The following is a 12,616-nucleotide window of genomic DNA, read 5'->3' as shown; positions in this document are numbered from 1 at the left end:
GTGAAATCGTCTTCGCGAGCAAGCCCGCTCCCACATTTGCTCGTCGTTGTCAGCGCTAGTCCACTAACCCCCATTCCCCCGGCGGTGTATGGGGCCCGGGCGTAGTCTCGGCGTGCATTTTCAGGCGCAAGCGCAAGTTGTTCACCGAATCCGCATGCTTCAACGCCTCTGCCTCATCAATCGCGCCCTCGGCGAACAGCGCGAACAGCGCCCCATCAAACGTCTGCATCCCCGCCTCTGAAGACTTTTCCATAATGCCCTTGAGCTCGGAAAACTCATTGCGCCGGATCAGGTCGCCGATGGTCGGCGTTCCCAGCATCACCTCCACAGCCGCCCGGCGCTGCCCATCGCGGGTCCGCACCAACCGCTGGGAAACAAAGGCCTTGAGGTTATTGCCCAGGTCATGGAGCAGTTGCGTGCGACGTTCTTCGGGGAAGAAATTGATCACGCGGTCCAGCGCCTGATTGGCGTTGTGCGCATGCAACGTGGAAATTACCAGATGACCGGTATCGGCAAACGCCAGCGCGTGCTCCATAGTCTCGCGATCGCGAATTTCGCCGATCAGCACCACGTCCGGCGCCTGGCGCAGGGTGTTTTTCAATGCTGCATGAAAACTGCGGGTATCAACGCCGACCTCGCGCTGGTTGATGATCGACTTCTTGTGCCGATGGATAAACTCGACCGGGTCTTCGATGGTGATGATATGGCCGCTGCTGTGGCGATTGCGGTAATCGATCAGTGCTGCCAGCGAGGTCGACTTGCCCGAACCGGTCGAACCGACGAACAGTATCAGCCCCTGTTTGAGCATGATGGTTTCGAGCAGCACCGGTGGCAACTTCAGGTCTTCGAAGCGTGGAATGTCGAGTTTGATGTTGCGCGCCACGATAGACACATCGTTGCGCTGCTTGAAGATATTGAGCCGAAAACGCCCGACCCCGGCCAGGGAAAGCGCCAGGTTCATTTCCAGTTCGCGATCGAACTCCAGGCGCTGTTCGGCGTCCATAATGGACGCCGCGATGGCCGCGACTTCACCCGGCTTGAACGGGTGCTCGGCCAGGGCTTTGAGCACACCGTCAAATTTCGCACTGGGTGGCGCGCCCGTGGACAGGTAAAGATCGGAGCCATTGCGGCTGGCCAGAATCTGCAACAGTGCATCGATTTCCATGGCAAAAAGCACCCGCGAAGCATTCAATTGAAAAAATGACCCCAAACGGGTCATCCAGCGTCTACCGCCATGCAAGGATAGTAGACGCCGCCACACCGACTGACACGCAGGACATTGTGATGAACGCACCACCGACCGCCAGCGACGCCCAGGCCTTGATTGCCCGACTGGACTGGACAAACAACCCGCTGGGCGCCGCCGATCACTGGCCGCAAAGCCTGCGCACCGCCGTGGACATTGTGATTCACTCGCCAATGCCGATGCTGTTGCTATGGGGCCCGCAGCTCACCCAGATCTACAACGACGGCTTCGCCTTCCTCGCGGGCAGCAAACACCCTCACGCTTTCGGACAACCGACGCACCAGATCTGGCCAGAACTGAAAGACTTCACCGACCCGATTTACAGCGCCGTCCTACAGGGCCAGGTGCGGACCTACAGCGAACAGCGCTTTACCTTGCAGCGCGACGGGCGAGATTCCGACTTCTGGCTGGATTTGACCTACAGCCCCATTCGCAATGAAAGCGCCGAGGTCGCCGGGATTCTGGTCACGGCCATCGAAACCAACGAACGCCGCCGCATCGCCCTGGAACTCGAGCAACGTTCCGCCGCCAGCCTCAAGGCCCAGCAGGAAACCGAGCAGCGCCTGCAATTGGCGCTGGCCGCCACCGATGCCGTCGGCACCTGGGACTGGGACATCGGCGAAGACCGTTTCATCGCCGATGCCCACTTCGCCCAATTGCATGGCGTCGACGCAAGCCTGGCCAGCCAGTTGCCCATCAGCGAATACCTCCACGGCGTACACCCGGAAGACCGCGCCATGATTGCCCGCAGCATCAAGCACTGCATCACCCATGGCAGCGAGTACGCCGAGGAATATCGCTTGCTGCAAGCCGACGGCCAATTGCGCTGGGTGTTTGCCCGAGGCCGCTGCTATAAGGACCATCATGGTCGGCCCATCCGTTTCCTTGGCGCAGCACTCGATCTGACAGAACGCAAACACATCGAACAGGCCTTGCGCCAAAGCCAGACCGAGCTGCAGCTGATCATCAACGCCATGCCGATCCTGATCAGTTACGTCGACAGCGAGGAGCGCTTTCGCCTCAACAATGCCGCCTATCTGGAATGGTACGGCCTGACGCCTCAGGAGCTTTACGGCCGCACCATCCGTGAAGTGCTGGGCGACGAAGCCTATGCCTTGCGCGCCGAATACATTGCCGAGGCGCTGAAAGGCAAGGCCTGCAGTTTCAGCATCAGCGCCGCGCACCGCGACGGCAGCACCCGTCAGGCCTTGATGAACTACCTGCCCCGTCATGGCTCGGACGGCGCGGTCAATGGTTTTTAAATCTTCGTAATCGACGAAACCGAGCGCAAACACACCGAAGAAGCCCTGCGCAACCTCAACGAAACCCTTGAGGAACGCGTCAGCGCCCGCACCCAACAACTGGCCGAAGCCAACCAGCGACTGCAAAACGAGATGTTCGAGCGCGAGCGCGCCGAAGACGCCTTGCGGCATGCGCAGAAAATGGAAGCAGTGGGACAGCTCACGGGCGGCATCGCCCATGACTTCAACAACATGCTCACCGGGATCATCGGCAGCCTCGATTTGATGCAACGCTACATCGCCGACGGGCGTGCCGCCGAGATCGGTCGTTTTACCGAAGCCGCGGTGTCTTCGGCCCACCGCGCTGCCGCCCTGACCCATCGCCTGCTGGCGTTCTCCCGGCGTCAGTCGCTGGATCGCAAGCCGCTGAATGCCAACCAGCTGGTGCATTCCCTGGAAGATTTGTTCCGCCGGACCAAGGGCGACCATATCGAGCTCAAAATGCAGCTGGCCGATGAAGTCTGGCCGGTCAGCACTGACGTCAGCCAACTGGAAAACGCCCTGCTCAACCTCGTTATCAATGCCCGGGATGCAATGCCCGAAGGCGGCGAGTTGGTGATCGAAACCGCCAACGTTCACCTCGACGGTAGCGACATCACCCCCTTGGAACCGGTCAGGGCCGGGGATTACCTGATGATTGCCGTCAGCGACAACGGCGCCGGCATGACCCCGTCAGTGTTGGCCAAGGCCTTCGACCCGTTCTTCACCACCAAACCCATCGGCCAGGGTACCGGTCTTGGACTGTCGATGATCTATGGTTTCGCCCAACAGTCGGGCGGGCACGTCAGCCTTCACAGCCTGCCGGGCCAGGGCACCAGCGTTCGCCTGTATTTACCACGGCTGCACGTCGCGGTGCCGGAGCACACTCTGGAGCCGCTCAACGGCGAAACACCGGCAGCGATTGCCGGTGAAACCGTGGTGTTGGTGGAAGACGATCCGGCGGTGCGCATGCTGGTGCTCGACCTGCTCAATGAGTTGGGTTATCACGCCCATGAAGCCGAAGACGCGAAGGCCGCACTGCCCTTGCTGGAGTCCGATCTGCGCGTGGATCTATTGGTGACCGATGTCGGGCTACCGGGCATGAACGGTCGGCAACTGGCGGAAATCGCGCGTCAGCATCGCCCGGGTCTGAAGGTGCTGTTCATGACCGGTTATGCGGAAAAAGCCGCCGAACGCCAGGGTTTCCTGGACGAAGGCATGGACATGGTGGCCAAACCCTTTTCCATTGACCTGTTGGCCAACAAGATTCGCACGATGATCGGCCAAGCGGACTGAGTTAAGGCATAATCGCGCGCCCCACGCTGGCACCAACATAGCCACCACCGTTGCAAGGTACTGCCAATGAAAGCCCAAGCCCGCCATATCCTGGTGAAAACCTCGGAAGAAGCCGAGCAGCTCAAACAACGCATCGCCAAGGGCGAAGCCTTCGATGTGCTGGCCAAGAAATATTCCACGTGCCCGTCCGGCAAACGCGGCGGCGACCTGGGCGAAGTACGGCCCGGGCAGATGGTCGGCGTGATCGATGCGGTGATCTTCAAAAAACCACTGCGGGTGGTGCATGGGCCGATCAAGAGCAAGTTCGGGTATCACCTGGTGCAGGTGTTTTACCGGGATTGATGGGCTTGGCTTTAGGGCCTCATCGCGGGCAAGCCCGCTCCCACAGGGGTTGTGAATTGCCACAGATTGCAGCCACACAAAAAAACCTGTGGGAGCGGTGATGTGAGTGCAATCGTGGGCAACTCATAAATCTCTGTGGGAGCGGGCTTGCCCGCGATCCGGTTGCGCAGCAAGCGGCCATCCACCGCTTATCTCGGGATCAGCGCCCCCGGCACCTGAATCACCTGACTCGCCAACCGATGCCCCGCCTCGGCAGCTTCAACCGGGTTGCCGCCCTTGAGCCGACAAGCCAGATACGCCGCACTGAACGAATCCCCCGCCGCCGTGGTGTCCACTACCCGTTCGACCACCTGCGCCGGCACTTCGAACGACTCACCGTCACAGCGAATCAGACACGCCTCGGCGCCGCGCTTGAGCACCACTTCCGGTGTGCCCATCTGCTCGTAAGCGGCAAACACCGCCGCGCAATCGGAAAAGTGGAACAGCGCCTGCTCGTCGTCAACCGTCAGCAACGCCAGGTCGATATAGGGCAGAACACTGCGATAAGCCGCCCGTGCCTCTTCAATTGACGCCCACAGGCGTGGTCGATAATTGTTGTCGAACACGATCCGCGCATCCCGCTGCCGGGCTTCGATCAGGGTTTCCAGAAGTTTTTCCCGCCCCTGCACACCGAGCACCGCCAAGGTGATGCCGCTGAAATACAACACGTCGTAATCCGGCAGCGCCGCCAGGATCGGCGCGGCCGCCGGGGTGGTAAAGCAATCGCGCACCGCCGCTTCGTTGCGCCAGTAGAGAAAACGCCGCTCGCCGGCCGCATCGGTCTGGATGCAATACAGGCCGGGCAAGCGACCGGGCAAACGCTGGACCATGTCCAGCCCGATGTTTTCGCTGGCCCAGCTCTGGCACATCGCGTCGCTGAAACTGTCATCGCCCAGGGCAGTGACGTAATCCACCGTGCCGCCATCGCCCAGTTCACGGGCCAGATAGACCGCAGTGTTCAAGGTATCGCCGCCGAAGCTTTGTTGCAGGGAGCCGTCGGCGCGCTGCTGCAATTCGATCATGCATTCGCCGATCAGGGCGATGCGCGGGGTGTTGGGGCCCAGGGGGCTGATGCTGTTCATTGATGTGGAGGTCTCTGGTAGTGCGATGTTGTCTGTTAGGCCGTCATCGCGGGCAAGCCCGCTCCCACAGGGGTTTGTGAATGGCCACCGATTGCAACCACACCCAAAAACCTGTGGGAGCGGGCTTGCCCGCGATGGCCGCGCCTGGGTTCCGAACCTTAGAAACAGGTTTCCATGGTTTCGATGACATTCAGTTGCGCATCCACCAAACACCCAATGCGCCATTTATCGAACGTCAGGCACGGGTGTGAAGTACCGAACGAAATGATATCGCCCACCCGCAATTCAATCCCCGGCGCCACGGTCATGAACGCGTGCTGGTCCATCACCGCCGTCACCTTGCAGGCACTCACGTCCTCGCCGATCGCCGGCACCACGCCGGCCTTGTAACGCAGCAACGGCACCGGCAAACCGGCGTCATAAGCCACGTCACGCTTGCCCAGGGCGATCACCGCGAAACCCGGTTCCGGCAACGACTGCACGTGCGCCCAGACTTCCAGCGCCGGGCGCAAACCTTCGTGCAGGTCGCTGCGACGGTCGAGCACGCAGCATTGCGCTTCTTTGTAGATGCCATGGTCGTGGGCCACGTAACTGCCGGGGCGCAGCACGCTGAGGAAACGCCCGCCGGCATTCTGCGCTTCGAACGACTCGGCGATCAGGTCGTACCAGGCCGAACCCGACGCCGTGATGATCGGCTTGGCAATGGCAAACGCGCCGCTGTCCTGCAATTGCACGGCCAGGCGCACCAAAGAATCAGCGAACGCACGGATGCCGCTCACCGCGTGATCGCCATGAATCACTCCTTCGTAACCCTCGATGCCGGTCAATGCCAGCGCCGGTTGAGCCGCGATAGCCTTGGCCAGCGCCAGCACTTCGGCCTCGGTGCGGCAACCACAACGACCGCCGACCACGCCGTACTCGATCATCACGTTCAGGCGCACACCGCGCGAAGCGAAATACGCGCCGAGGTCGGCGACGTTATCCGGGTGATCGACCATGCAATAGAAGTCGAAGGTCGGGTCTGCCAACAGATCGGCGATCAGGGCCATGTTCGGCGTGCCGACCAATTGGTTGGCCATCAGCACCCGATGCACGCCATGAGCGTAAGCCGCGCGGGTTTGCGTGGCACTGGCCAGGGTGATGCCCCAGGCACCGGCGTCCAGTTGGCGACGAAACAGCGCCGGGGTCATGCTGGTTTTTCCGTGCGGCGCCAGTTCCGCGCCGCTGTTGCTGACGAAGTCCTGCATCCAGCGAATGTTGTGTTCCAGCGCGTCGCGGTGCAGCACCAGCGCAGGCAGGCTGACGTCGCGCACAAGATTGGCGCCTGTGTGGGCAAAGCCCTTTTCCACGGTGGCAGTATTTTTGGCAGAAAACATGGTCGAACTCCTCACATTCGCGGCCGCAGGCAGCCGCTGTTATTCGTTGATGCGACGGGCGAGACTGTTGGCGCTGTCGATCAGCACCCGGCGATACTCGTTGTAATTGTTCTTCGCATCGGCCCGTGGGGCGACGATGCACAGGGTAGCAATGGCCACGCCGTTCGGGTCTTTGACCGGGGCGGCGAAGCAATGGGTAAAGGTGTCGGCGACACTATCGAAGGAAAAGAACCCATCGATACCGGCTTGGCGGATTTCTTCAAGAAACTGCTCCAGCGGCAGGAGTTCACCGCCGGGCAGGATGAAGTCGTCGGGGTCGATCAAATCGACGATCTCCTGATCGCTCAGATGCGCCAGCAACAGGCGCCCGGAAGCGGTCCAGGGGATCGGCGCGTTCTCGCCGATGTCCGAGGAAATGCGGAAATGTCGTTCGCCCTCTTTCATCAACGCCACGGTGTATTTGCGCCCATTGAGCAGGCACATCTGCGCGGTTTCACGGGTCTGGCTGACGATCTCTTGCAAGGCAAGATCGGCCTCGCGGGTCAGGTCGAAATGGCGCAAATGCGCCTGCCCGAGGAAGTACAGCTGACGACCGAGGTAAACGTGACCGTCCTTGCCCACCGGTTCGAGAATGCGCCGTTCCAATAAGGACGCGACCAGTTCGTAGACCGTGGATTTCGGGCTGCCGATGCCGCTGGCGATTTCGTTCGGGCGCAGGGGTTGGCCAATTTCCTTGAGGAAATCGAGAATGTCGAACGCCCGGTCCAGACCGCGAGCCCGGCGCTTGATGGTGTCTTCGGTCATGTCAGTGGTTCCCATTAATATGCCGGGAGTTTACCCAGAGTGCTGCGGCGACTGTTAGGCCGCCATCGCGGGCAAGCCACGCTCCCACAGGGTTCTATGTGCTGCCACAGGTTGCAGACACACCTTCCATCCCTGTGGGAGCGGGCTTGCCCGCGATGGGCGCGCCGCGGTTCAGGCCTTTTTCTTGTACGCGACGCAGTCAATCTCAACCTTGCAATCGACCATCATGTTCGCCTGCACGCAGGCCCTGGCCGGTGCGTGTTCACTTTTGAAGTACTCGGAGAACACCTTGTTGAAACTCCAGAAATCCCGCGGGTCTTCCAGCCACACGCCGGTACGGACCACGTCTTCCAGACCGTAACCGGCCTCCTCCAGAATCGCGATCAGGTTTTTCATGGTCTGGTGAGTTTGCTCGACGATACCGCCCACAATGATTTCACCATCCAGCGCCGGCACCTGGCCGGACACGTGCAGCCAGCCATCGGCTTCGACGGCGCGGGCGAAAGGACGGGGCTGGCCGCCACCGGCGGTGCTGCCGGTGCCGTAACGAGTAATGCTCATGGGTGTTTCTCCTGATTGAAAGTAAAATTCTTTTGTAAAATCAGAAACGAGTGTTCTTGAGAAATTCCGCCAGACGTGGCGACTGCGGGCGTTCGAACAGTTCCTTGGGCGGCCCCTGCTCTTCGATCCGCCCCTGATTCATGAACACGATCTTGTCCGACACCTCGAAGGCAAAGCGCATTTCGTGGGTCACCAGCAGCATGGTCATGCCGTCTTCGGCCAGACCCTTGATCACGTTCAGCACTTCGCCCACCAGTTCCGGATCGAGGGCCGAGGTGACTTCATCGAACAGCATCAGGCTCGGGTTCATCGCAATCGCCCGGGCAATCGCCACGCGCTGTTGCTGGCCGCCAGACAACTGACCGGGGTAATGATCGCGACGTTCCAGCAGCCCAACCCGCTCCAGCCATTTTTCCGCCAGCGCCACGGCTTCATCCTTGTGCAGCTTTTTGACCTTGAGCAAGCCGAGGGTAACGTTCTGCAACGCGGTGAGGTGCGGGAACAGGTTGAATTGCTGGAACGCCATGCCAGTCATGGCTCGATGACGGGCGATGACTTTTTCGGGGTGACGCACGCGCTTGCCGTTGACCTCGTGATAGCCGATGGATTCGCCGTCGAGCAGAATCTGCCCGCCCTGAAACTCTTCGAGCATGTTCACGCAGCGCAGCAGCGTGGTCTTGCCCGAGCCGCTGGAGCCGATCAGCGTGACCACGTTGCCGCGCTGCAGGGTCAGGTCGACACCCTTGAGCACTTCGAGCTGGCCGTATTGTTTGTGCAGGCCGCGGATGTCCAGCAGCGCTTGATCCTGTGTCGAAACTTGAGCTTGTATCATGGCAAGGCCACCCGCTTTTCAATGTGCCGGCCGAGTAATTCGATGGCGTAATTGATGATGAAAAAGAGCAAACCGGCGAACAGGTAAAACTCCAGGGTCATGAACGTCCGGGCGATGATCTGCTGAGTGCTGAGCAGCAATTCGGCGACGCCGATCACCGACAACAGCGTCGAGGCCTTGACGATCTCGGTGGACGAGTTGACCCAGGTCGGCAGAATCTGCCGCAGCGCCTGGGGCAACAACACGTAGCCCAGCGCCTGGTAAAACGTCAGGCCGATGGCCTTGCTCGCTTCCATCTGGCCACTGGGCAGCGCTTGCAATGCACCGCGCACAATCTCTGCGACGTGAGAGCCGCAAAACAGCGTCAGCCCCAGGGTGCCGGCCCCGAATGCGCTGATTTGCCAGCCCAATGCCGGCGCCATGTAGAAGCAGGCCAACACCAATACAAACACCGGCGTGCCGCGAATGATGTCAACGTAAAAGCGGAACGGTGCGCGCATCCAGAACGTGCCATAGGTGAGCACCAGACCGGCAACGATGCCGACCAGCGTGCCCAACAAAATCGCCAGCGCCGAGCACTGCACACTGGTCAGAAAGCCCTGCCACAGGACGTCCCGCGCCACCCATAACTCATGTAACCAACTGGGGGATTCGTACATGGGGGCCTCCTATCGGCGAATCGCCAGACGCTGCTCGAGGTAACGCAACATCATGGCAATGAGGTAACAGGCCGCAACATAGAGCGCTGTGGTCACCAGCCAGGTTTCGATCACCCGGTAGCTCTCGACATTGATCTTGCGCGCGTAATAGGTCAGCTCCGGCACGGCAATCGCCGCGGCCAGCGAGGTGTCCTTGAACAGCGAAATGAAGTTGTTCGACAGGGCCGGCAGCACATTGCGCAGCATTACCGGCACGGTGATGTACGCCTTGACCTGCCACTCACCAAGCCCGATGGCCAGGCCGGCTTCACGTAGCCCCTTGGGAATGCTCAACAACCCGCCACGAAATACTTCGGTCAGGTACGCCCCGGCATACAGCGACAGGGTGATGATGAACGACGGGATCTTGTCCAGACGAATGCCCAGGCTCGGCAATGCGAAGTAGATCAACAGAATCAACACCAGAATCGGCGTATTACGGATCACCGTCACATACACCGACGCCAGCACCCGAAATGCGCGATGCTTTGACAGCAAGGCAAACGCCATCAGCAGGCCGATCACGCAGCCGATGGCGATCGACACCAGCGCCAGCTCAAGGCCCAGACCGAGCCCCGCCAGCAAGGTGTCGAAGTCGCGCCAGACGGCGGCAAAATTCAACTGATAGTTCATGGTCAGCAGTACCTTGAGCGGGGCGATTTAAAACCGCCCCGCTCTCGCAGGATCATTTGTATTCGACGGGGAAACCGATCGTAGGTGTTGGAAGGTCTACACCGAACCACTGCTTGAACGATGCAGCGTAAGTCGGGAACTCAACGCCAGTCATGGCTTCATGCAGCACTGTGTTAACGAAGTTCAGCCAATCCTGGTCGCCGCGCTTGACCGCGCACGCATAGGTTTGCGGGCTCCAGGCGTAGGCCGGGCTGCGATAGCGACCAGGGTTCTGCACCATCAGGTATTTCACCGACGACTGATCGGTGGCCGCTGCATCGGCACGGCCGGAGTTCACCGCCTGATACATCAAATCCACACTGTCGTATTGATCGACCTTGGCCTTGGGCAGTGCCTGATGCACCAGTTCCTCGGCGTACACGTTCTGCAGCACCGCCACGATCACACCATCGCCAGCGGCTTTCAGATCGTCGATTTCCTTGTACTTACTGTTGGCCGGCAACAACAGGCCGACACCTTCGCGGTAGTACGGCAGCGTGAACGCGACCTGTTGGGCCCGGCTGGCGGTCACGGTGATGAACTGGCAACTCATGTCGACCTTGTCGGTCAGCAGGTTCGGAATCCGCGCATCGGACGACTGCACGACGAACTCGACCTTGCTTGGGTCGTTGAACAACCCCTTGGCCACCATCCGCGCGATATCGATATCAAAACCCTGCAACTTGCCGTCCGCTCCCTGGAAGTGCCACGGCGCATTGGTACTGCCCGTGCCCACGATCAACTTCCCACGGGTCAGCACGCTGTCGAGCTTGCTGTCTGCCGCTTGGGCGACACCCATGACAGCGGCCGAAGCCGCGAACAGAAAAACACACGCTTTAAACAACGAAGGTCGGCGATGCATGGCAAGCACTCCAGGGTCATGTTAATTCCGCTATACCGGAACTTGGTATGTAACAACGGAATAGACAGCAGAAAGTGTGCCACAGGTTGTGAGTGGAATCTCGGGGAAGTTGAAAAGTGTTTTGAATCAGATGGATGCGCGTTAGTGCGAGGAAGGCGTTACGAAATGGACAATTGAATGAGCGCTACCGATGGCCCCAACACACGGGTACTTGCACCACAGTTGAAGGCGTAACGATTCAAAATAAGGCAAGACAACCTGGCCTTTGATCTACCCGGATGAATGCCGAAGCTCAGGGACTTCTGCAGCTCTAGCGCTCGCCTGCGTCCTTGTAAACATCTCCCCGCTCTCTTTTTCCCACTGCTATCACCGTCACAACCAGAACCTCATCTACAACCCGATAAACCAGTCGATACCCGGCACTGCGCAGCTTAATCTTGTAAGCATTGCCCAGCCCACTCAGCCGATCTGCTGGAACGTGCGGATTAGCCAACCGTTCCTGAAGCTTTTTCTTGAACTGCTCCCTCAACGTTGACCCGAGCTTCTGCCATTCCTTCCAGGCTTTCTCAGAAAACTCCAGCTCATAGGTCATCGAGAGAAACCTTGATTACAGGATCGTTTTCTCGCTCGCGGCAAAGGGCAATCAGTTCCATGTCTTCAAGCCGGTCCATCATCGCTTCGTATTCTTTGGCGGGGACGCAGTAGAAAGCGGGCTCATTACGGTTGAGGATTGCGACAGACAACCCACCACCCGCAGCGACTGTACCCATCGGGTTTTTCTTTAGTTCGGAGATGCTTGCTACAACCTGTGAAAGCACGATATGTGTCATTTCGCTACTCCTTGAAGTGCTTTTAATAGCGCTAAAAATAGCACTCCAAATCGAGTCTGGCATCTACCCTTTGTTCATAGGATGTCCCCTTATACGTAAAGGGACTCACCGGCACCTGACCCCTCACCTGTAATTTCTGACAGTAGACCCACCTGCTCGCCTCCTTTAACGTCAACAGGCCTTCGATTGTCTTTGAAAAGGAGATTTCAATGAGTTCGATATCCACCCACCCGACCATGGCTGCGGTCTACCGCAAGGCGCTCAAAACCTGGCGCACGGTGATCCTGTATTTCGGCAACCAACATTGTCCCGCCTGCGAAATGGCCGAGCCGGTTTTCCGTGCAATTGCCGAGAAGTACAAGGATCACGCGCACATCTATGTGCTGAGTACGAGCGAATCCCCTCGGCATCCGGAAGTCACTGGCACACCCACTGTTCTGATCTACAGGGACGGGAAGTTGCTGAAGAAACTCAAGGGGATTGGAACCCGGGAAACCCTGGAAGAAAATTTCAAAAAGCACATCGGCAAGCTCAGGCCCAAACAGATTGCCCGCAAACCCCGCCACGACTTGCCGTGGTTGCAGAAAACCTTCAGCACTTTATGCACCGCGCCTCGGGCACGGGAGCTGTTGAATGTACGGTTGATTCACGCAATCCCTGTGGGAGCGGGCTTGCCCGCGATGACGGCGGTACAGT

12 protein-coding genes and 2 pseudogenes are annotated in these 12,616 nt (G+C 59.4%); 3 read left to right on the top strand and 11 right to left on the bottom strand.

Annotation, left to right across the window (positions count from 1 at the left end; translation table 11 throughout):
• Positions 1–55 precede the first annotated feature (55 nt).
• Positions 56–1,165 (bottom strand): PilT/PilU family type 4a pilus ATPase, encoded by a 1,110-nt coding sequence (locus PSH65_RS13710; RefSeq protein ID WP_305426658.1) that lies wholly within the window; start codon positions 1,163–1,165, stop codon positions 56–58.
• Between the two features lie 119 nt (positions 1,166–1,284).
• Between PSH65_RS13710 and PSH65_RS13705 the strand changes: the two are divergent.
• Together PSH65_RS13705 and PSH65_RS13700 are read left to right on the top strand one after the other, a co-directional pair.
• Positions 1,285–3,822 (top strand): annotated as a pseudogene (locus PSH65_RS13705) (PAS domain S-box protein).
• A 66-nt stretch (positions 3,823–3,888) separates the two neighbouring features.
• A complete protein-coding gene (locus tag PSH65_RS13700) occupies positions 3,889–4,164 on the top strand; it encodes a peptidylprolyl isomerase (RefSeq protein WP_007898282.1) in 276 nt (91 codons plus the stop codon).
• A 188-nt stretch (positions 4,165–4,352) separates the two neighbouring features.
• On the opposite strand, the gene PSH65_RS13695 is transcribed toward PSH65_RS13700, so the two are convergent.
• From PSH65_RS13695 to PSH65_RS13650, 10 genes are all read right to left on the bottom strand, one after another.
• Positions 4,353–5,285 (bottom strand): sugar kinase, encoded by a 933-nt coding sequence (locus PSH65_RS13695; protein WP_305426657.1) that lies wholly within the window; start codon positions 5,283–5,285, stop codon positions 4,353–4,355.
• A gap of 158 nt (positions 5,286–5,443) precedes the next feature.
• Positions 5,444–6,661, bottom strand: coding sequence for an amino acid deaminase (locus PSH65_RS13690; RefSeq protein WP_305426656.1), 1,218 nt, complete (start codon positions 6,659–6,661; stop codon positions 5,444–5,446).
• A 39-nt stretch (positions 6,662–6,700) separates the two neighbouring features.
• Positions 6,701–7,465, bottom strand: coding sequence for an IclR family transcriptional regulator (locus PSH65_RS13685; RefSeq protein WP_305426655.1), 765 nt, complete (start codon positions 7,463–7,465; stop codon positions 6,701–6,703).
• A 171-nt stretch (positions 7,466–7,636) separates the two neighbouring features.
• Positions 7,637–8,026, bottom strand: a complete 390-nt coding sequence (locus tag PSH65_RS13680) for a RidA family protein (protein WP_038982964.1) — start codon at positions 8,024–8,026, stop codon at positions 7,637–7,639.
• A 40-nt stretch (positions 8,027–8,066) separates the two neighbouring features.
• Complete coding sequence (locus PSH65_RS13675; protein WP_305426654.1) at positions 8,067–8,858, bottom strand: amino acid ABC transporter ATP-binding protein; 792 nt, start codon at positions 8,856–8,858, stop codon at positions 8,067–8,069.
• Complete coding sequence (locus PSH65_RS13670; protein ID WP_052964342.1) at positions 8,855–9,517, bottom strand: amino acid ABC transporter permease; 663 nt, start codon at positions 9,515–9,517, stop codon at positions 8,855–8,857. Before PSH65_RS13670 ends, PSH65_RS13675 begins: the two co-directional genes overlap by 4 nt.
• Before the next feature lie 9 nt (positions 9,518–9,526).
• Positions 9,527–10,189, bottom strand: coding sequence for an amino acid ABC transporter permease (locus PSH65_RS13665; protein ID WP_305426653.1), 663 nt, complete (start codon positions 10,187–10,189; stop codon positions 9,527–9,529).
• 52 nt (positions 10,190–10,241) lie between these two features.
• Complete coding sequence (locus PSH65_RS13660; protein WP_305426652.1) at positions 10,242–11,090, bottom strand: transporter substrate-binding domain-containing protein; 849 nt, start codon at positions 11,088–11,090, stop codon at positions 10,242–10,244.
• 310 nt (positions 11,091–11,400) lie between these two features.
• On the bottom strand, positions 11,401–11,682 hold the full coding sequence (locus PSH65_RS13655) for a type II toxin-antitoxin system RelE/ParE family toxin (RefSeq protein WP_305426651.1): 282 nt from the start codon (positions 11,680–11,682) through the stop codon (positions 11,401–11,403).
• Positions 11,672–11,920, bottom strand: coding sequence for a type II toxin-antitoxin system Phd/YefM family antitoxin (locus tag PSH65_RS13650; RefSeq protein ID WP_205887946.1), 249 nt, complete (start codon positions 11,918–11,920; stop codon positions 11,672–11,674). The genes PSH65_RS13655 and PSH65_RS13650 overlap by 11 nt, the downstream gene beginning before the upstream one ends.
• 209 nt (positions 11,921–12,129) lie before the next feature.
• Here PSH65_RS13650 and PSH65_RS13645 point away from each other — a divergent pair.
• A pseudogene (locus tag PSH65_RS13645) lies at positions 12,130–12,567 on the top strand (thioredoxin family protein); the annotation flags it as partial.
• Positions 12,568–12,616: the final 49 nt, after the last annotated feature.

It is taken from the genome of Pseudomonas sp. FP603, from assembly GCF_030687415.1.
GTDB classification, from domain to species: Bacteria; Pseudomonadota; Gammaproteobacteria; order Pseudomonadales; family Pseudomonadaceae; genus Aquipseudomonas; species Aquipseudomonas wuhanensis.
The sequence above is the reverse complement of the archived record's forward strand: the minus strand, read 5'-3'. Positions and strand labels throughout refer to the sequence as shown.

Excerpts from the sequence above, each read along its gene's own strand:
- PSH65_RS13710 (WP_305426658.1), bottom strand. The coding sequence starts at position 1,165 with ATGGAAATCGATGCACTGTTGCAGATTCTGGCCAGCCGCAATGGCTCC.
- PSH65_RS13700 (WP_007898282.1), top strand. The coding sequence starts at position 3,889 with ATGAAAGCCCAAGCCCGCCATATCCTGGTGAAAACCTCGGAAGAAGCC.
- PSH65_RS13695 (WP_305426657.1), bottom strand. The coding sequence starts at position 5,285 with ATGAACAGCATCAGCCCCCTGGGCCCCAACACCCCGCGCATCGCCCTG.
- PSH65_RS13690 (WP_305426656.1), bottom strand. The coding sequence starts at position 6,661 with ATGTTTTCTGCCAAAAATACTGCCACCGTGGAAAAGGGCTTTGCCCAC.
- PSH65_RS13685 (WP_305426655.1), bottom strand. The coding sequence starts at position 7,465 with ATGACCGAAGACACCATCAAGCGCCGGGCTCGCGGTCTGGACCGGGCG.
- PSH65_RS13680 (WP_038982964.1), bottom strand. The coding sequence starts at position 8,026 with ATGAGCATTACTCGTTACGGCACCGGCAGCACCGCCGGTGGCGGCCAG.
- PSH65_RS13675 (WP_305426654.1), bottom strand. The coding sequence starts at position 8,858 with ATGATACAAGCTCAAGTTTCGACACAGGATCAAGCGCTGCTGGACATC.
- PSH65_RS13670 (WP_052964342.1), bottom strand. The coding sequence starts at position 9,517 with ATGTACGAATCCCCCAGTTGGTTACATGAGTTATGGGTGGCGCGGGAC.
- PSH65_RS13665 (WP_305426653.1), bottom strand. The coding sequence starts at position 10,189 with ATGAACTATCAGTTGAATTTTGCCGCCGTCTGGCGCGACTTCGACACC.
- PSH65_RS13660 (WP_305426652.1), bottom strand. The coding sequence starts at position 11,090 with ATGCATCGCCGACCTTCGTTGTTTAAAGCGTGTGTTTTTCTGTTCGCG.
- PSH65_RS13655 (WP_305426651.1), bottom strand. The coding sequence starts at position 11,682 with ATGACCTATGAGCTGGAGTTTTCTGAGAAAGCCTGGAAGGAATGGCAG.
- PSH65_RS13650 (WP_205887946.1), bottom strand. The coding sequence starts at position 11,920 with ATGACACATATCGTGCTTTCACAGGTTGTAGCAAGCATCTCCGAACTA.